This window comes from Leifsonia sp. LS1, assembly GCF_020521355.1.
Lineage (GTDB): Bacteria > Actinomycetota > Actinomycetes > Actinomycetales > Microbacteriaceae > Leifsonia.
In genome coordinates this window covers 219,815-239,032 of the sequence record NZ_BPER01000006.1, presented here as the reverse complement: position 1 = coordinate 239,032, position 19,218 = coordinate 219,815, and the positions used below count along the sequence as shown (strand labels likewise).

The 19,218-nt window shown below is 71.6% G+C and carries 14 protein-coding genes, 1 tRNA gene and 1 other RNA gene; 1 reads left to right on the top strand and 15 read right to left on the bottom strand.

Going from position 1 to position 19,218, the window contains the following annotated elements; genetic code table 11:
• Positions 1–69: 69 nt before the first annotated feature.
• The 11 genes from LLS1_RS12950 to ffs form a co-directional block, all read right to left on the bottom strand.
• Entirely contained in the window at positions 70–558 is a 489-nt protein-coding gene (locus LLS1_RS12950) for a DUF1801 domain-containing protein (RefSeq protein ID WP_226656102.1), read from the bottom strand.
• Positions 559–688: 130 nt separating this feature from the next.
• Positions 689–1,759 carry an aspartate-semialdehyde dehydrogenase gene (locus LLS1_RS12945; RefSeq protein WP_223359862.1) on the bottom strand — a complete coding sequence of 357 codons (1,071 nt, stop codon included), beginning with the start codon at positions 1,757–1,759 and terminating at the stop codon, positions 689–691.
• A 112-nt stretch (positions 1,760–1,871) separates the two neighbouring features.
• Complete coding sequence (locus LLS1_RS12940; RefSeq protein WP_226656101.1) at positions 1,872–3,158, bottom strand: aspartate kinase; 1,287 nt, start codon at positions 3,156–3,158, stop codon at positions 1,872–1,874.
• Between the two features lie 108 nt (positions 3,159–3,266).
• The gene (gene recR / locus LLS1_RS12935) at positions 3,267–3,863 is read right to left on the bottom strand and encodes a recombination mediator RecR (protein ID WP_223359860.1); all 597 of its coding nucleotides are present in this window, start codon (positions 3,861–3,863) and stop codon (positions 3,267–3,269) included.
• Positions 3,864–3,866: 3 nt separating this feature from the next.
• On the bottom strand, positions 3,867–6,467 hold the full coding sequence (locus tag LLS1_RS12930; RefSeq protein ID WP_226656100.1) for a DNA polymerase III subunit gamma and tau: 2,601 nt from the start codon (positions 6,465–6,467) through the stop codon (positions 3,867–3,869).
• A 46-nt stretch (positions 6,468–6,513) separates the two neighbouring features.
• Positions 6,514–7,770 (bottom strand): acyl-CoA thioesterase/BAAT N-terminal domain-containing protein, encoded by a 1,257-nt coding sequence (locus tag LLS1_RS12925; protein WP_226656099.1) that lies wholly within the window; start codon positions 7,768–7,770, stop codon positions 6,514–6,516.
• 8 nt (positions 7,771–7,778) lie between these two features.
• Positions 7,779–9,077 (bottom strand): acyl-CoA thioesterase/BAAT N-terminal domain-containing protein, encoded by a 1,299-nt coding sequence (locus tag LLS1_RS12920; protein WP_226656098.1) that lies wholly within the window; start codon positions 9,075–9,077, stop codon positions 7,779–7,781.
• A gap of 99 nt (positions 9,078–9,176) precedes the next feature.
• On the bottom strand, positions 9,177–10,373 hold the full coding sequence (locus LLS1_RS12915; protein ID WP_226656096.1) for an acetate/propionate family kinase: 1,197 nt from the start codon (positions 10,371–10,373) through the stop codon (positions 9,177–9,179).
• The gene (pta, locus tag LLS1_RS12910; protein WP_226656094.1) at positions 10,370–12,493 is read right to left on the bottom strand and encodes a phosphate acetyltransferase; all 2,124 of its coding nucleotides are present in this window, start codon (positions 12,491–12,493) and stop codon (positions 10,370–10,372) included. Before pta ends, LLS1_RS12915 begins: the two co-directional genes overlap by 4 nt.
• A 3-nt stretch (positions 12,494–12,496) precedes the next feature.
• A complete protein-coding gene (locus tag LLS1_RS12905; RefSeq protein ID WP_226656093.1) occupies positions 12,497–13,915 on the bottom strand; it encodes a DUF1254 domain-containing protein in 1,419 nt (472 codons plus the stop codon).
• A 97-nt stretch (positions 13,916–14,012) separates the two neighbouring features.
• Positions 14,013–14,109: signal recognition particle sRNA small type (gene ffs / locus LLS1_RS12900), an RNA gene on the bottom strand.
• A gap of 99 nt (positions 14,110–14,208) precedes the next feature.
• Between ffs and LLS1_RS12895 the strand changes: the two genes are divergently transcribed.
• Positions 14,209–14,296: transfer RNA gene (locus LLS1_RS12895), tRNA-Ser, on the top strand.
• A 215-nt stretch (positions 14,297–14,511) separates the two neighbouring features.
• Here LLS1_RS12895 and LLS1_RS12890 read toward each other — a convergent pair.
• The 4 genes from LLS1_RS12890 to LLS1_RS12875 are packed head-to-tail and all read right to left on the bottom strand — an operon-like array spanning position 14,512 to position 19,179.
• On the bottom strand, positions 14,512–16,029 hold the full coding sequence (locus tag LLS1_RS12890; protein WP_226656091.1) for an alpha-N-arabinofuranosidase: 1,518 nt from the start codon (positions 16,027–16,029) through the stop codon (positions 14,512–14,514).
• A 26-nt stretch (positions 16,030–16,055) separates the two neighbouring features.
• Complete coding sequence (locus tag LLS1_RS12885; protein ID WP_226656089.1) at positions 16,056–17,348, bottom strand: family 1 glycosylhydrolase; 1,293 nt, start codon at positions 17,346–17,348, stop codon at positions 16,056–16,058.
• Positions 17,345–18,232, bottom strand: coding sequence for a carbohydrate ABC transporter permease (locus LLS1_RS12880; protein ID WP_226656087.1), 888 nt, complete (start codon positions 18,230–18,232; stop codon positions 17,345–17,347). Before LLS1_RS12880 ends, LLS1_RS12885 begins: the two co-directional genes overlap by 4 nt.
• The gene (locus LLS1_RS12875; RefSeq protein WP_226656085.1) at positions 18,232–19,179 is read right to left on the bottom strand and encodes a carbohydrate ABC transporter permease; all 948 of its coding nucleotides are present in this window, start codon (positions 19,177–19,179) and stop codon (positions 18,232–18,234) included. The genes LLS1_RS12880 and LLS1_RS12875 overlap by 1 nt, the downstream gene beginning before the upstream one ends.
• Positions 19,180–19,218 lie beyond the last annotated feature (39 nt).

Below are 19,218 nucleotides of genomic sequence, written 5' to 3'. Positions count from 1 at the left end.
GCGCCCGGCGCCTTCCCTTTTCTCACGGGGGAAAGTATCTCGATGTCGAGACAAACCTGGGCCGCGGCGTCACGCGCCCCGCTCGTAGAGGGCGACGAACCGTTCGACCGGGAACGCTCGGACGGTCGTGGCGATGAGCGGCAGGTCGATGTCGGAGAGCGAGCGGAACCGCAGGCAGCTCTTGCCCATGTGGAGGGTTCGACCCGTCCGCCCCCACGCGCGACGGAAGGCACCCTCCTCCGCAGAGTCGCTCGAGAGGGCCATCAGGTACAGGGCGGTGTAGTTCTTCTGCGCACCGATGCTGACGTAGGCCAGCGGCTGCTTGTTGTACGTGTCACGGTAGGTCTCGAGCAGGACGACCCAGCCGGGCATCCGCCAGTGGATCCCGAGCCGGTACCCGGTGGGCATCGCCGCGGCGACGGTGTCGAACACAGGCTGGAAGACCTCCCGTCGCCGCGGTGGCAGCGACTCGAGATAGTCGGCGACGTCGGCCGGCGGCGGCTCCGCGGACGACAAGCCTGCGGACGGGATGGCGGCAACGGGCGGTTCGGCGCGCATGCGCCCAGGCTAGCGCCCCGATCACGGCGCGTGCAGGCCCGGTTCGACCGGCCGCAGGAGCGCCGCCACTCGCGACGAATGCCGGGAGAGTGCGGCGCTCTCCCGGCATTCGCGACGACGGTGCGGCGGCTCAGGCCTCGACGGGCGTGGACAGCCGCTCGGCGACCAGTTCGGCGATCTGGACCGCGTTGAGCGCAGCGCCCTTGCGCAGGTTGTCGTTGCTGATGAACAGCGCGAGGCCGCGGCCGGCGGGCGCTCCCTCGTCCTGGCGGATGCGGCCGACGAAGCTCGGGTCCTTGCCTGCGGCCTCGAGCGGGGTCGGGACGTCGGTGAGGACCACGCCGGGAGCCGACGCGAGCAGCTCCTCGGCGCGCGCGGGAGTGATCGCCTCGGCGAACTCGGCATTGATCGAGAGCGAGTGGCCCGTGAAGACCGGCACGCGCACGCAGGTGCCGCTCACCAGCAGCTCCGGCAGGCCGAGGATCTTGCGGCTCTCGTTGCGGAGCTTCTTCTCCTCGTCGGTCTCGTTCAGGCCGTCGTCGACGATCGAGCCCGCGAGCGGGATCACGTCGAAGGCGATCGGACGCACGTACTTGACCGGCTCCGGCAGGGTGACGGACGAGCCGTCGTGCACGAGCTGCAGGAGGTTCTCGTCGGCGACCGCGGTGCGGACCTGGGAGGCGAGCTCCTCGGCGCCCGCCAGGCCGGATCCGGAGACCGCCTGATAGGTGCTGACGGTGAGGCGCCGGAGGCCGGCCTCGTCGTGCAAGACCTTGAGCACCGGCATCGCCGCCATGGTGGTGCAGTTGGGGTTCGCGATGATCCCCTTGCGTGCGTCGGCGATCGCCTCGGGATTGACCTCGGAGACGACCAGCGGCACGTCCGGGTCCATCCGCCATCCGCTCGAGTTGTCGATGACGATGGCGCCCGCCTCGGCGAATCGCGGCGCGTGCGCCTTCGAACCGGTGGCGCCGGCCGAGAACAGCGCGATGTCGACGCCCGAGACGTCGGCCGTGGCGACGTCCTCCACCACGATCTGCTCGCCGCGGAACGGCAGCGTCGTACCCGCCGAGCGGGACGATGCGAAGAAGCGCACGGACGACGCGGGGAAGGCCCGCTCCTCCAGCAGGCGGCGCATCACGCTGCCGACCTGGCCGGTCGCTCCGACGACGGCGATGTTGAGTCCGGTGGTCTCGCTCATGGTGCTGGCCCCTTCGGGTCGGTGGTCTTGCAGAAAACGAACGTGGACGCCCCTGCCGCCATTCCCACGGCGAGAGCGGGAGCGCGAAGGGCGACGGCGCCGGAAGGCGGGTCTAGCGACCGGTTCCGGCGTAGACGACGGCCTTCTCATCGCCGTCGAGCCCGAAAGCGGTGTGGATGACGCGCGCGGCCTCCGCCACCGTGTCGGCGCGGGTGACCACCGAGATGCGGATCTCGCTCGTGGAGATCATCTCGATGTTGATGCCCGCGTCGTACAGCGCCTCGAACAGCTGAGCCGAGACGCCGGTGTTGGTGCGCATCCCGGCACCGACGAGCGCGAGCTTGCCGATCTGGTCGTCGTACTGCAGCGACTGGTAGCCGACCTCCTCGTGCTCCGCGGTGAGTGCGGTCAGCACGCGCTGCCCCTCCGACTTCGGGAGGGTGAACGAGATGTCGGTGAGGCTCGTGGCCGCGGCGGACACGTTCTGCACGATCATGTCGACGTTGGCGTTGGCCTTCGCGACGATCTTGAAGATCTGCGCGGCCTTGCCCGGTACGTCGGGCACACCGACGACCGTGATCTTCGCTTCGCTCAGATCGGTGGCGACTCCGGAGATGATCGGCTCTTCCACGGTTCCATCCTTCTTCGCGGCCTCGGCCGCAGCTGCTTCGTTGAGGACGTACGTGCCCTCCTTGTTCGAGAACGAGGAGCGCACGTGCAGGGTCACGTTGTGACGGCGGGCGTACTCGACCGCGCGGATGTGCAGGACCTTCGCGCCGGCTGCGGCGAGCTCGAGCATCTCCTCGCTGGTGATGCGGTCGATCTTGCGCGCCAGCGGGACCTGGCGGGGGTCGGAGGTGAAGACGCCGTCCACGTCGGTGTAGATCTCGCAGACCTCGGCGCCGAGCGCCGCGGCGAGGGCGACCGCGGTGGTGTCGGAGCCGCCGCGGCCGAGCGTTGTGATGTCGCGGGTGTCGCGATTGAAGCCCTGGAAGCCGGCGACGATGGCGATCGCCCCCTCCGAGAGCGCGTCCTGGATGCGGCCGGGTGTGACGTCGACGATGCGGGCGGAGCCGTGCTGCGCGTCCGTGATCATCCCCGCCTGGCTGCCGGTGAAGGAACGGGCGTCGTAGCCCATGCTCTTGATCGCCATCGCGAGCAGGGCCATCGAGATGCGCTCGCCCGCGGTGAGGAGCATGTCGAGCTCGCGCGGCGCGGGGATGGGGGTGACCTCATGGGCCAGATCGACCAGCTCGTCCGTCGTGTCGCCCATCGCGGAGACCGCGACGACCACCTCGTTGCCGGCCTTGCGGGTCTCGACGATGCGCTTCGCGACGCGCTTGATGCTCTCGGCGTCGGAGACGGACGAACCGCCGAATTTCTGGACGATAAGGGCCACGGACACTCCTGGACTCACGGGCTTCCCATCCTACCGGCCGCCGCATACCCGGATTCCCATATGACGACGACGCCGGACAAGGCCGCGAACGCGCAGGACCGAGAGCGCTCAGGAGACCTGGCGGCGCCCCTCGAACGCGCGGCCGAGGGTGACCTCGTCGGCATACTCGAGGTCGCCCCCGACCGGGAGGCCGGAGGCCAGCCGGGTGACGCGGATCTCGAGCGTGGTCAGCAGCCGGCTCAGGTAGGTGGCGGTCGCCTCGCCCTCGAGGTTGGGGTCGGTCGCGATGATGACCTCCTGCACCGTGCCGTCGGCCAGGCGCTGCATCAGCTGGCGGATGCGCAGGTCGTCCGGCCCGATACCGTCGATCGGGCTGATCGCGCCGCCGAGCACGTGGTACAGGCCGCGGAACTCGCGTGTGCGCTCGATCGCGACGACGTCCTTCGCCTCCTCGACCACGCAGATCAGCTCGGGCGAGCGTCGCGGGTCGCGGCAGATGGAGCAGGTCTCCTGTTCGGACACGTTGCCGCAGATCTCGCAGAAGCGGACCTTGTCGCGCACCTCGATCAGCACCTCGGCGAGCCGCGTGACGTCGAAGCTCTCAGTCTGGAGGATGTGGAACGCGATGCGCTGCGCCGACTTCGGACCGATGCCCGGCAGGCGGCCGAGCTCGTCGATCAGCTCCTGGACGATGCCTTCGTACACCGGCTACCTCATCCCGATCGAGGGAGGGGCGTCGAGCTCCTCGATGAAGGTGGCGCCGAGCAGCTCGCGCACCACGGCCTCGCCGTAGCGTTGCGGCTCCTGGAAGGCGGGCGTGCGGGCGCCGGAGGCGGGCGCGGTGCGCGGGGCGGACGCCGGGCGTGCGGAGGCCGAGGGTGCCGTCGGAGTGGCCGGGGCCGTGCGCGGAGCAGCGGGTGCAGCGGCTGGAGCGGACTCGCGGTCGGCGGTTCCGGGCGCAGCCGCCCAGTCGCCCGCGGGCTCGTCCGGCACGGGAGGCTCGAAGGGCGGCTCCGTCTCGTCCGGCGGGACGTCGTCGTAGGGCGGCTCGTCCACGGCGGGAGCCGACGGTCGTGCCGCCGGCGCAGCGGGGCGGGGCCGGACGGATGCGGCACCCGTCGCCGGACGCTCCAGGGTCGCCACGGACGCCGGTGGGGCGGCGGGTGCCCCGGCCGAACCGGGGATGGCGGCGATGGCCCAATCCGTGACCGGACCCGTGGCGTCGGGGGACGGGGCTGGAGCGGCGGATGCGGGAGCGGCGGGCGCAGCCGACGCGGCGGGAGCGGGAGCGGCGGGCGCAGCCGACGCGGCGGGAGCGGGAGCGGTCGACGCGGCCGGAACGGGCGGAGCCGACGCGGCGGGCGCGGGAGACGACGGACCGGACACGGCGGCGCTCTCGGACGAGCCGGGCTCTCCGGACGCGCCGGGGGCCGCCGCCTTCGAGCTGCCGGGCCAGGTGTCGGCGACGGGCGCCTGCGGGGCTCCGCCTCCGGGACGCTGGCCCCCGCCGGGGCCGCCGTCGGCGCGGGCGATGAACTTCACCCGGATGCCGAGGATGTCGACGATGGCCTGGCGCAGGTACTCGCTGACACCGGGGGTCCCCGGGGCCTGTGGCTGCCGGAAGCTCTGCACATCGTTGTCGCTCGGGAACGACAGGGTGAGCACGTCGCCGTCGAGGTTACGCACCTGGGCGGTGAACACGACCATCCACGCGCTGCGCTTGGCGCGCTGCACGGCGTCGAGGATCTGGGTCCACGAGTCCTTGACCTGCTGGGTCGTGACCGGACCGACCGGGGAGCCGGACGCGGCGGCCGCGGGCGGGGCGGCCGCAGCCGGGACGGCCGCAGCCGGGACAGCCGTAGCCTCGGCAGGTTCTGCGGACGGAGTCGGAGCGGCCTCCGCGGTGTCCGCGTCGGGAGCCGGCGGCGGGGATTCAGGAGCTGTCGCGGCTTCGCCGGGCGCCGGGCGCTCGGCGGCCGGCGCGGGCGCGCCGGAGGCCGACGGAGCGGAGGGCGGGGTGGAAGCGACGGGGGCGGGCGCTTCGGCGCCCGTCGCGGCGACGGGAGCCGGCGCCGAGACCGGTGCGGAAGCGCGGGGAGCACGGGGCGCCGCGGGGTCGCCGGCCGCTCCTCCGTCGCCGTCGCTGACGCCGACACGGCGTTCGAGGCGCTCGACGCGGGCGAGCGCGCCGCGCTCGGAGGCGTCGCTCGACGGCACCAGCACGCGGGCGAGCAGGAGCTCGAGGTGCAATCGGGGAGAGGTCGCGCCCGTCATCTCGGTGAGAGCGGCGTTGACGATGTCGGCGGCGCGGCTCAGCTCGGCGGCGCCGAACTTCATGGCCTGCACGCCCATGCGGTCGAGCTCGTCCTGGGGCACCCCGCGCAGCACGGCGGCGGCGCCGTCGACACTGGTCGCGGCCACGACGATGAGATCACGCAGGCGCTCCAGCAGGTCCTCCACGAAGCGGCGCGGGTCCTGACCGGTCTGGATGACCCGGTCGACCGCGGAGAAGGCGCCGGCGGCGTCGCGGGCGGCGATGGCGTCGATGACCTCGTCGAGCAGGGCGGCGTGCGTGTAGCCGAGGAGCGCGACCGCCCGCTCGTATCCGATCGCGTCGCCGTCGGAGCCGGCCATCAACTGGTCGAGCAGCGAGAGGGTGTCGCGGGGCGAGCCGCCGCCCGCCCGCACGACGAGCGGGAGCACACCCGGCGCGACCGTCATGCCCTCGCTGTCGCAGAGGCTCTGCACGTACTCGAGCATCTGGGCGGGCGGGACCAGCCGGAACGGGTAGTGGTGGGTGCGGGAGCGGATGGTGCCGATGACCTTCTCGGGCTCCGTCGTCGCGAAGATGAACTTCACGTGCTCCGGCGGCTCCTCGACGATCTTGAGCAGCGCGTTGAAGCCCTGCGGCGTCACCATGTGCGCCTCATCGAGGATGAAGATCTTGTAGCGGTCGCGCGCGGGGGCGAAGATCGCGCGCTCGCGGATGTCACGGGCGTCGTCGACGCCGTTGTGGCTCGCCGCGTCGATCTCGACGACGTCGAGCGAGCCGCCGCCGTCGCGGCTCAGCTCGACGCAGCTCGCGCACTTTCCGCACGGGGTGTCGGTCGGGCCCTCCGCGCAGTTGAGGCAGCGGGCGAGGATGCGCGCCGACGTCGTCTTGCCGCAGCCACGCGGGCCGGAGAAGAGGTAGGCGTGGTTCACGCGGTTGGTGCGCAGCGCCGTCATCAGCGGCTCCGTCACCTGGGACTGGCCGATCATGTCGGCGAAGGTGTCGGGCCGATAGCGGCGATAGAGAGCGGTTACCACCCACACATGCTACTTGCCGCCGCTGACATTCGCCGGGGTCGTCCCCTCATCCCGAGGGGACGGAGGACGGCTCGGACAGCGCGTCCGCGATGGCCCTCCACACGGCCTCCCTCCCGCGCTCCGTCGCCTGGGCCGTCGCGTCCTCCGGCAGGTTCAGTGGCGAGTACGGCGGCGTGTAGAAGAGGTGGGAGGCGCCGGCCGCTGTCACGTAGGTGTCTCCGGGGCGGGCGGGGCGCCGCCGGGCGGCCTCGGCCATCCACGCGCATCCGTTGACGAGCTGCTCGTCCCGCCCCGCGCAGCCGAGGACCAGGGGTCCACGGACGCGGCCGAGATCGAGCACCGAGGCCGGCTCGACATCGGTGGTGCCCGTCACGCAGGGCACCCAGGCCCCGGCCACCGTGATCGCCGGGCTCGGCACAGGTGACGGGCAGACCACACCGGTCGTGCCTCCCGGTGCGATCGCGCCGTAGACCAGACCGGGATGCGCGACCGCAAGCCACAGAGCAAGAGCCGCGCCGCGGGAGGTCCCCATGACGAAGACGCGCGCGTCGTCGACACCGGGCCGGGTCTTCAGCCACGCGAGGGCGGCGAGCAGACGCTCGGCGGGGACGGTTCGCCGCGGCTCCAGCTGCCCGGCGCCGTACGTCGACAGGTCGAGCGCCGGGTAACCCATCGCCGAGAGGGTGGCGGCGGCCAGCACGCCGGTCGGCGTGCCCGGGTCGGTGCCGTCGAGCACCAGCACGGCCGGTCGCAGGCCCTCCGATCGCTGGACGGGGGCGAAGTAGTCGGCGCTGAAGCCGTCCTCCGCCACCGCGACCGCGGGCGCGGACGCCGCGAGCCCGACCCGCTGGATGCGCGTCGCGGCGACGCGCACGCCGTCGACGGTGGCGGCGAGGTCGATCGAGAGGGTCGCGCCTCCCCAGGTCTCGTCAGAGGTCGCAGCGGAGCCGGTCGCGTTGCGCATCGTCCAGAACAGCCCCATCGGATCGACGCCGCTGTACGACGCCTGCACGGGTGCCTGGCGTGCGAGGTCCACCTCCCCGTCGGGCGGCACGGCGAACACCGCCTGGGACGACCAGCGGCCGGAGGACCGCACGCTCGCGGTGACCAGCACACGCTGACCGGGCGGGAGGTCGGCGAGTGAGATCCGCTCCCCCTCCCACACACCCGCGGGATTCGTCGGGACGACGAACCGCGGGCCGCCGACGCGCACCGCCGCGCATCCCGCGAGAGCCGCCGTGACGACCGCCAGCAAGGCGACCGCGCGGAGCACGCCTCGTCGACGCGGAACGGACCCGTCCACCAGCCGCCTCACGTGCGCGCCGCCCGCAGCACGATCTGAGCCACCGCGTTCCAGAACGCCACCCGGGCGTGCTCCGTCGCCTGCGGGTCTCCCCCGCCCGACGAGTCCGTTCCCTCTCCGTCCTCCGGCAGCGCGATCGGGAGCCCCGGCGGCACGGTGACGGCGTGGCCGGCCAGAGCGGGACTCTGGATGCTGTCACCGGCCCGGACGCCGCGCGCCGCCGCGAGCGCCGACTGCCCGGCGCACGCGGACGACACCAGCGTGTCACGGCCCCCGCAGGCGAGCACGACGGGACCCGTCACCGCGTCCAGCGGGAAGACGGATGCGGCCGACGCCGGACCCGGCGCCACGCGGCACGGCAGACCGGCTCCGTCCTCGAACGCGGGGGCGGTCCGCCCCGACGGCAGGCAGAGCAGTTGCGGCGCGCCCGCGGCGGCGAAGAGCCCGTGCAGCCGGGCCGGGAATCGTGTCGCCGCCCATGCCGCGAGCGGCTCCGAGACCCCGGTGCCGTAGGCGAAGACGTGCGCGGCATCGATGCCCTCCTGGGCGTCGAGCCAGGTCAGCGCGTCATCGACCGTCGTACTGTCCACGACGCTCGACGCGCGGACGCCGTCCGGCGCCGCGGACACGGGGAGGACGAGCACCGATGCCCCGAACCGCGCGAGCAGTGGAGCGGTGAAGTCGGACGACGCGCCCGGCGACGGGTCGTCGAACATCAGCACCGCGGGGGTGACCGGCCGTTCCACGGAGGTCGCGCTCCAGAATCGGGCGACAGGCTGGTCCTCGTGCGTCTCGTGGGGCGGAGGGGTCGGACCCGCGCCGGTGAAGTCGCGCGTGTAGAGCGTGTGCGGGCGGAGGCCGTCGGCGAGGCCCTGCAGTGCGAACGTGCGCCGCGCGACCACGCGATCCGCGTCGAACGCGGTCAGGGTGACGGGCAGCGTCTCGTGCATCCACTGCGTCGCCAGAGCGGTCCCGGGGAGGTCCGGACCGTCGAGCGACCAGAACAGGCCGGCCGAGTCGGGCTGCTCGAACGGCGCCAGCTGCGGCCGCGCGCTCGCGAGGTCGAGGATGCCGCTCGCCGGGGTCGTGTAGGTCGCCGACGAGCGCCAGGTGCCGCGCGCCGTGGTGAGGGAGGCCGCGATCCGCAGCCTGCTGCCCGGCATCACGCCGACCAGCTCCAGCGGGATCGGCCAGAGCACCGAGGTGAGGTGCACGAGCGGCGGCGTGACGAACCGCGGGCCCGAGGGGCCGTCGGCGGGGGCCGTGCAGCCCGTCAGCGCGAGAGCGAGGGCCGCGACAGCGCCCACCGCTGCGGCGAGGTGGCGCGACGAGGAGTGGGCGGGAGGCCTCCGCCTTCCGTCTCCGTCGCCGCTCCGCCGCCTCATCGCGCCGTGGACCCCTCTCGGTCAGTTGCCGCCCGACACCGCCTGGACGGCCTGCCGGGCGATCTCGAGCTCCTCGTTCGTGGGGATCACCAGCACGGTCACCGCCGAGTCGTCGGACGAGATGACGCGGGCCTCCCCGGAGGGTGACGCGTTGCGTTCCTGGTCGAGTCGCAGCCCGAGGATCCCGAGTCCCTCCAGCGCCTCGGCGCGCAGCCGCGCGTCGTTCTCGCCGACGCCGGCGGTGAAGACGAGCACGTCCAGCCCTCCGAGCAGCGCGGTGTACGCGCCGATGTAGTGCTTGATCCGGTGCGCCACCGCGTCGAGGGCGAGCCGTGCCGCCGGATCACCGCCGTCGGCCGCTCGGCGCACGTCGCGCATGTCGCCGCGGCCGGCCAGCCCCAGCAGGCCGCTGCGGCGATTGAGCAGCTCGTCGAGCGCGTCGGTGTCCAGCCCGGCGCGCCGCGACAGGTGGAGCAGGACGGCCGGATCGAGGTCGCCGGAACGGGTGCCCATCACCAGGCCCTCCAGCGGCGTCATGCCCATGGACGTCTCCACCGAGCGTCCGCCGTCGACGGCGCAGGCGGAGGCACCGTTACCGAGGTGCAAGACGATCTGCTTCAGCTCGCCGAGCGGTCGGCCCAGGAAGTCCGCGGCGGCCTCCGACACGAACTTGTGCGAGGTGCCGTGGAAGCCGTACCGGCGCACGCGATGCTTCTCCGCCAGGTCGGCATCGATCGCGTACGTGTACGCGGCAGGTGGCAGCGTCTGGTGGAACGCGGTGTCGAAGACGGCGACGTGCGGCACCTCGGGGAACGCGGTCTTCGCGGCGCGGATGCCCTGCAGGTTCGCCGGGTTGTGGAGCGGAGCCAGATCGGAGAGGTCCTCGATGTTGATCTCGACCAGCGGCGTCACGATCGTCGGCTCGAAGAACCGCTTGCCGCCGTGCACGACCCGGTGGCCCACCGCGACCAGGGGGTTCTCCTCCAGGCTGGGCCCCTCGCTCGCGAAGAGCTCGAGCATCGCCCGGAAGCCGGCGGTGTGGTCCGGGATGGGCAGCGACCGCTCGGCTGTGCCGCCCGGACCGCGATGCCGGATGTGCCCCGACTCCTCGCCGATCCGCTCGACGAGGCCGCTGGCCAGCGCCTCCTCCGACGCCGCGTCGATCAGCTGGTACTTGAGCGACGACGATCCGCTGTTGACGACGAGGACGGCGCTCATGCGAGGGCCGCCTGGATCGCGGTGATCGCCACGGTGTTCACGATGTCCTCCACGGTCGCGCCGCGCGACAGGTCGTTGATCGGTTTGCGGAGACCCTGGAGCACCGGTCCGATCGCGACGGCGCCCGCGCTGCGCTGCACCGCCTTGTAGGTGTTGTTGCCGGTGTTGAGGTCCGGGAACACGAAGACCGTCGCCCGGCCGGCGACGTCGGATCCCGGCATCTTCGCGGCGCCGACCGCGGCGTCCGCAGCGGCGTCGTACTGGATGGGGCCGGCGACCGCCAGCTGCGGCGCGCGCTCGCGGACGAGCGCGGTCGCGGCGCGGACCTTGTCGACGTCCGCACCCGCCCCGGAGTCGCCTGTCGAGTACGACAGCATCGCGACGCGCGGCTCGATGCCGAACTGATCGGCGGTGCGCGCGGACGAGACCGCGATGTCGGCCAGCTGCTCCGCGGTCGGGTCCGGGATGACCGCGCAGTCGCCGTAGACGAGCACCCGGTCCGCCAGCGCCATCAGGAAGACGCTCGAGACCACGGAGACGCCCGGCCTGGTCTTGATGATCTCGAAGGCCGGGCGGATCGTGTGCGCCGTGGTGTGCGCGGCACCCGACACCATCCCGTCGGCCAGCCCGAGGTGCACCATCATCGTGCCGAAGTACGACGCGTCGGTGACGGTGTCGGAGGCCTGGTCGATCGTGATGCCCTTGTGGGCGCGGAGCTTCGCGTACTCGGTCGCGAACCGGAAGCGCAGCACATCGTCGAACGGGCTGATGACCTCCGCGCGCGACAGGTCGAGACCGAGCTCGATGGCGCGCGAGCGCACCTCGAACGGCTCGCCGAGGATGGTCAGCCGGGCCACACCGCGCGCGAGCAGGGTGCCCGCGGCGCGCAGGATGCGGTCGTCCTCGCCTTCCGGGAGCACGATGTGCTTGTCCGCCGCCCGCGCCCGCTCGATCAGGTCGTACTCGAACATCAGCGGCGTCACGACGTCGTGCCGGGTCACGTCGAGACGCCCGAGCAGCGTGTCCGCATCCACGTGACGCTCGAACAGCGCCAGCGCCGTATCGTACTTGCGCTGCGAATCGGCGGCGAGACGACCGCGCGCGTGCGTGATCCGCACGACGGTGTCGTAGGTGTCGAGCCCGGTGCGCACGATCGGAAGCGGCGACCGCAGCCCGGCGAGCAGCCGCTCGATCGGCTCCGGGAGGTCGAAGCCGCCGTTCAGGACGATGCCCGCGATCGAGGGGAACGTGCCGGACGCGTTTGCCATCAGCACGGCCAGCAGCACTTCGGTGCGGTCGCCGGGCACCACGACGACGGCGCCCTCGACGAGACGGGGGAGCACGTTGTCCATCGACATGCCGGCGACGACGACGTCCAGCGCCTCCCGGGCCAGCAGTGCCTCGTCGCCGGCGATGAGCGTCGACCCCGTCGCCTCGACGATGGAGCGGATGCTCGGCGCGACGAGGAACTCGTCCTCCGGGATCGCCCAGACCGGCGGACGGTCGCCGGCGCGTTCGGTGGGGGTGACCTCCGTGATCGCGGCGACGATGTCGTCGAGGCGCTCGGCGTCGGCGCGGTTGGCGATGACCGCCAGTACGCCGGCGTGTTCGGCGCGCAGCTCGGCGTAGGCGAGCTCTGCGAGCTGCTTCAGATCCTCCGGCGAGCGCGGATCGGCCTGGCCGAGCCGCTCCCCGAAGCCCTGCCCGACGCGCCCGCCGAGCACGAGCAGCACCGGCGCGCCGAGATTGGCCGCGATGCGCGCGTTGTAGCCGAGCTCGGTCGGGCTGCCCACGTCGGTGAAGTCGGAGCCGAGGATCACGACCGTGTCGAACCGCGCCTCCACGGCGCGGAAGCGGTGCACGATCTCCGCCAGCGCCGCGTCGGCGTCGACGTGGACGTCCTCGTAGGTGACGCCGATCGCCTCCTCGTACGAGAGATCGGCCGTCACGCGTTGGAGCAGCAGCTCCAGCACGTAGTCGCGCTCGACCGTCGATCGGGCGATGGGGCGGAACACACCCACCCGGCCGACCGAGTGCCGCAGTGCCTCGATGACGCCGAGGGCGATCGTGGACTTGCCGGTGTGCCCCTCCGCGGAGGTGATGTAGAGCGAACGGACCACGACTCAGCCGATCCGCTCGATGGCCGGCAGTCGGTAGTCGCCCGAGAGCACGGCGGCTCCCGGCGCGTACATCCGCATCATCGGGCGGAACTCCCCCGCAGGCGTCGGCAGCCAGTTGGCGGCCGCCGTCGGATCGGTCGGTCGGGTGGCGCTCATCGTGATGGTCAATCCTCCGTCGTCGTCGTACACGATCCCCCGGGTACGGTCTCCGATCGAGTACCGCTCCGCCGCGTTCGCGACGAGGAAGAACCCCGGGAGGTCGTACATGGTGAGGGACCAGAAGGCGCCGACCGGCGGGGTCGGCGCGAGGCGCAGCCGGTACACGTGCTCACCGCTGAGCAGCGCGCCGTCGGCGTCCTCGTACGTCGCGGAGTAGGCCGCCTCGTAGCCGTGGTTGCCCCACAGCCCGCCGAGCGCGGCCCCGGCGCGGACGGCGTAGCGCGTCCGCGGGTCGTCGAGCTTCCAGGCCGGCTCGTCGAGCGCGCCCACCTCGAAGAAGTCCAGGTTGTAGTCGAAGGCGTGCAGGGTCGACTGCCAGTGGTCCACCAGAGGCGATCCGCTGCGCACGGACGTCTCCAGGGCCTCCCTGCCCACCGCGTACCCCGTCTCCAGTGCGGCGATCGTCTCGGAGGGGAGGTCGGCGACGGGCACCTCGCCGGTCAGCCCGAGCTCGGTGTAGGAGGCCAGCGCCTCCCGATCGCGCTCCGCCGGTGGAAAGGCCTGCGACCACACGCGCAGCCGTTCGAAGAACGTCATTGCCTCCGTGCCCTGCGCCGGCACCTCCGGTACGCCCGCCGGGGGGACCAGCGAGCGCAGCACGGGGGTGAGCGTGAGGGCGTCCTGCAGGGCGTGCACCGCGGGGAGGTCCTCCGGGCCGTCGACCGCCCAGCGGCCCACGATCGTCGCGATCCGGGTGGGGAACCGCACGGCGGTGACATCCGGGCGCTCGTGGTCGGCAGCCGCGCCGGCGCCCATCCCGGAACCCGTGCCGTCCGGGGGCAGCAGGAGGTACTCACGCGCCCCCGCACCGGTCGCGCGGGTGCCGATGTACGCGAAGTTGTTCGTCCACGCGTCGACGAACTGGAGGACGTGGTAACGCTCCCCCGCATCGGGGACGCTCAGGAGGACCGGACCGATCCCGAGGTCGATCTGCGCGACCGAGTACACGGTGTCGTTGTTGATGGAGACGAATCGCTCACCGGGACCGGCCAGCGCACGCGCGTGACAGAACGTATTGAAGGGGGCGGCCGGGAGCGCGCCGAGTCCCTCGCGGACAGACCGATCGACCTGCTCGAGACCGAAGACGAGCGGGAACCCGACGACATACGCCTCGGACGCCAGGACGGCCAGATGCCCGGTGGGCTCGTGCCCAGCGGAACCGGGGCCCGGTGCGTCGCTCACGATCGATTCGTGCTCGGTCATTCCACCACCTCACTCGTCGGGCGGGATGCCATTCTACAGAACGTAGAAGAACAGTGGCTGACCTCAACTCTACGCGGCACGAACCGGGCGCGGAATGGAAAAAGACCCCCCACGCACCCGCCAGAGCCCGGTTACCCTTGCTGCGTTTCCGCCCTGGGGGAGTTGGCCTGGATGGCGCCACGTGGGGAGCCGGAGAACAGTCTAGCGGGTCGGACTGAGAGGGCGTGCACAGAGCGCCCCTCGACGTCCGCTAGGATATTGTGAGCCGTCGCCCGCAAGGCGGTGGCGACCCAGGAGAATTCGCCTAGTGGCCTATGGCGCACGCTTGGAAAGCGTGTTGGGTGCAAGCCCTCGGGGGTTCGAATCCCCCATTCTCCGCCATTTTTTCGTCGCGAGTCCCGCGTACATTCGTCACGAATGCGCGGATTGCCGCGGCCGACGTCGACATTCGTCACGAATGTTCGCGCGGCGCCGGCTTCGGGTCGGGAGAGGGTTTCCCCGTCACAGACGACGCGCACATTCGGCACGAATGTGGACTCTGAAGCGCTGTGAGTCGATATTCGGCGCGAATGTGCGCGGCGTCGTGCGGCGGCCGGTCAGCCCTGGAGCAGGATCTCCGTCCACGACACGGCGGGGAGCTCGATGCGCAGGGTCGAGCCGTCGCGGGTGAACGGGATGTCGGCGAGGGAGACGCGGTCGGGGTCCTCGAGGGTGTTGGCCGCGTCGAGGTCCGGGTCGCTCAGCGTGCGGGCGGAGACGGTGAGGCCGTCGACGTCCGCACCGAGGTCGGCGAGGTCGACGATCAGCTCGGTGGCGGAATCGACCGCCCGGCTGACGGCGTAGATCGCGTAGCGGCCCGCCTCGGCGTCGTGCGTGGCGACGGCGTCCACGAGCGGGACCTCGCCGAAGCGCTCGGTCGCGTAGGTGCCGCTGGTGACGTGCACGTCGAGCGAGACCCCGCGGCCGTGGGCGGAGGTGGCGGCGAACGGGAAGAACGTGGTCTGGCGCCACGCCGGCCCGCCGGGCTCGGTCATGATCGGGGCGATGACGTTGACGAGCTGGGCGAGGGAGGCGCTGGTCACGCGGTCCGCGTGCTTCAGCAGGGTGATGAGGAGGCTGCCGAAGACCACCGCGTCCGAGACGGTGTAGGTGTCCTCCAGCAGACGCGGGGCGATCGGCCAGTTGTCGACGCCGGCGATGCGGTCGACGGTCTCGAACCGGGTGTTGTACCAGATGTTCCACTCGTCGAAGGAGATGTCGATCGTCTTCCGGCTGCCGCGCACGGCCTTCACGTGATCGGCGGTCGCGACGACGCTGTTGATGAAGTAGTCCATGTCGACGCCCGAGGCGAGGAACGCGCCGAGGTCGCCCGTGTTCTCGTAGTACGCGTGGCAGGAGATGTACTCGACATCCTCATAGGCGTGGGTGAGCGTCACACGCTCCCACTCGCCGAACGTCGGCATGGAGGAGCTGGAGGAGCCGCACACGACCAGTTCGAGATCGGGGTCGACCATCTTCATGGCCTGAGCGGTCTTCGCGGCGAGCGTCCCGTAGTACTCGGCGGTGGAGTGGCCCACCTGCCAGGGGCCGTCCATCTCGTTGCCGAGGCACCACATCCGGACCCCGAACGGGTCGGTGCGGCCGTTCGCGATGCGCTGCTCCGAGAGCGCCGTGCCGCCGCGGTGGTTGGCGTACTCGAGCAGGTCGAGCGCCTCCGCGACGCCGCGCGTGCCGAGGTTGACGGCGAGCATGAGCTCGCTGCCCACCTTGTCGAGCCAGTCCTGGAACTCGTGCAGGCCGATCTCATTGGTCTCCGTGGAGTGCCAGGCGAGGTCGAGACGCGTCGGACGCTCCTCGCGCGGGCCGACCGAGTCCTCCCATTTGAAGCCCGAGACGAAGTTGCCGCCGGGGTAGCGCACGGTCGAGACCCCGAGCTCCTTCACCAGCTCGATCACGTCCGTGCGGAAGCCGTCGGCGTCGGCCGACGGGTGCCCCGGCTCGTAGATGCCGTCGTACACGGCGCGCCCGAGGTGCTCCAGGAACGAGCCGTAGAGCCGCGGGTTGATCGCGCCGATGACGGCGGAGGGGCGGAGGGAGAGGTGTGCAGTGTTCATTCGTTCTTCCGTCGGAGGTCGGGCGGTCAGGCGTTCAGTCGGTCGTCAGTCGGGGAGGTCGGGGAGGCGCCGCCGAGGCGCCGCGCGTGCTCGCGGTAGCCGTCGGCGACCGGGTTGGGCACGCGCAGCAGGCCGTGCGGCGACTCGACCAGGTCGTGGAGGCCCATCGTCAGCAGATGGTCGGCGCGCGGGGCCTCCGTGTGCCGCCAGGTCCACTCGTACATGTCGAAGAGCGGCCACCAGACGTAGCCGACGATGTCGGCCCCGCCCGCACGCATCCGCTCCACCAGCGCGAGCGACTCGTCGAGCCACTCCAGGCGCTCGGCGACCGTGCCGGTGACGCAGGTCTCGGTGACCATCACGGGCGCGCCGTAGCGCGCGGCGAACCCGAGGAGCGCCTCCTGCAGTCCGTCGGTGCCGCGGTCGACGCTGGGCCGCGGGTCGGCGAAGCCGCCGCCGTGGCGGACCCCCGCCTCGAAGAGCTCGGTCGAGTGCCGCGGGTAATAGTTGACGCCCATGACGTCCGGGTGGACGGCGTTGGCGCGGAACCACTCCAGCTCCGCGTCGGAGACGGCCGGCGCGAGACGGTCGCGCAGCGGGTGCGCCGCATCCACCCGCCCGGTGACGAGGTCTTCGACGAGGTGCACCTGGTGGCGCAGTCGCTGGGCCTCCGCGCGGTGCTCCGGCGCCGCGTCGTCGCCGACGAAACTCATGGCGGCGTCCACGTGCACGAACACCGCCCGCTCGCCGACGACCGAGGCGATGGCCCGTTGGCTCCGCACGAATCCGCGAGCCAGGTTCGCCGCGATGCGCGCGAAGCCCTCCGCGCCCTCCAGGTAAGGGGGCCAGTAGCCGTACTCGCCCGAGAAGAGTGCGTGGATGACCGGCTCGTTGACCGGCGTGTAGTCGGTCACCCGATCGCCGTAGCGCTCCGCGAACCGGCGCGCGTACTCCTCGACGTGGAGCGGGTAGTCGGGATGCGCGAACTGGCCGTCGAGCCACAGCGGTGTGCCGTAGTGGAGGAGGTCGATGATCGGACGGATTCCGTGCGCCAGCATCGACGCGATCGCCCGGTCCGTCCACTCCCAGTCCCAGACACCGGGCTCCGGTGCGACCCGGTACCAGGGGACGCCCCAGCGCAGCACCTCCGCGCCGACGCGGGCCGCGAGGGCGAAGTCGGCGTCGAAGCGCTCATAGTGCTCGGTCAGCTCGTACTCGTCGATCGCCCGCTCCCCCGGCCGGGCCTGCGGGACGAACGTGTCCTCGATCCCGAGACCGAGGTGGAGGCGGCCGTCCTCGAACCAGTGCGCGGCCGTCATTTGAGCCCCGTCGTCGCGACGCTCTCGATGAAGCGCCGCTGCATGATCAGGAACATCACCGCGAGCGGGAGGACCGCGATGAGCGAGCCCGCCATCATCGTGCCATAGGGGATGATCCCGCTCGGGCCGGTCAGCAGGGTGAGCCCGGAGGTGATGGTGCCCATCTCCGGCGACGTCGTGAACACGAGCGGCCACAACAGGTCGTTCCAGTTGTTGACGAAGGTGAAGATCGCGAGCGTCAGCAGCGCGGGCACCGCGTTCGGCAGCACGATGCTGCGGAAGATGCGGAACTCCCCCGCGCCGTCGATGCGCGCCGCGTTGTCGAGGTCGCGCGGGAGGGAGATGAAGAATTGGCGCAGGAAGAAGATTCCGAACGCGTCGGCGGCGCGCGGGATGATCAGGCCGGCGAACGTGTTGACCCAGCCGAGCCCGGCGACCAGCTGGTAGACGGGGATCAGGGTCGCCTGGAACGGGATCATGAGGCTCGCGACGATCACGATCAGCAGCACGCGGTTGCCGCGGAAGTCGAGCCGAGCGAGCGCATAGGCGGCGAGCGCGTCGAACACGAGCGCGAAGACCGTGACGCCGCCCGCGAAGACCAGGCTGTTGAGGAACAGCCGGCCGAACGGGAGGTCGCTGAAGATCTTCGTGAAGTTGTCGAAGGTCCAGGTGCCCGGGAGGAGCGTCGGCGGGTAGGCGTTGATCTCGGCGGCCGGCTTGAACGCCGTGAGCACGATGATGACGACCGGCAGCAGCACGATGAGGGTCAGTGCGAGCACCGCGGCGAAGAGCAGCCAGCGCTCGGCGGTGCGACCGAGGCGGCGACGGCCGCGCATGGGTGTGCGGTCGGCGCCGGTGCGCGGCCGGGTGGCGATGGTGGTCATCAGGCGTTGTCCTTCTCACGTCGTCCGAAGAACCGGAACTGCACCAGGCTGAGGATGAGGGTGGCGGCCAGCAGCACGTACGAGAGCGCCGTGGCGACGCCGAGGTCGAGCTTCTTGAAGCCCTCCTGGTAGATCTCCATCACGACCGTCTGGGTCGATCGGTAGGGCCCGCCTCCGGTCATGACGTAGATCTGGTCGAACGCCTGGAGGGCCGCGATCATCGCGAACACGACCACGAAGGCGAGCGTGTTGCTCAGCTGCGGGAGCGTGACGTTGGTGAAGCGTCGCCAGGCGCCGGCGCCGTCGATCTTCGCCGCCTCGTAGAGCGACTCGGGGATCTCCTGCAGCCCGGCGATGAAGATCACCATGTAGAAGCCGAAGCTCTTCCAGATCGCGACCAGCACGACGGTGGGCATGGCGAGAGCCGGATCCTGGAGCACGTTGCCGAGCTGGATGCCGACCGATCGCAGCCAGTAGTTGAGGAGGCCGACCTGCGGGTCGAGGAGGTAGGTCCAGGCGAACGCCGCGACCGCGAGCGAGACGATGAACGGCAGGAAGAGGGCCGTGCGGAAGAAGCCGCGGGCGATCAGGCGGCGGTTGCCGAGCAGCAGCGCCAGCAGCAGGGCCGCGATGAGAGCGGTCGGCGTGAAGAGCACCGTGTAGAGCGCGGTGTTGCCCAGCGTCGACAGGATGCGCGGATCGGTGAACACGCGCACGTAGTTGTCGAGCCCGACCCACTGCTCCAACCCGAAGCCGCTCGCGTTCGTGAACGACAGCCGCAGCGCCGAGAGCATCGGCCAGCCGACGAAGGCGATCAGGATGACGAGGGCGGGCAGGAGGAAGAGGAGGGCGATCGGCGCCGTGCCGCCGGAGCGCCGTCGGCCGCCGAGCGGGGCGGGCGGGCGATACGGTCGCCGGCGCTCGCGGGTGCGGGTGAGAGAGGTCATGGTCGCTTTCGTGGGGTGGGCGGCCGCCGTGGGGAGACG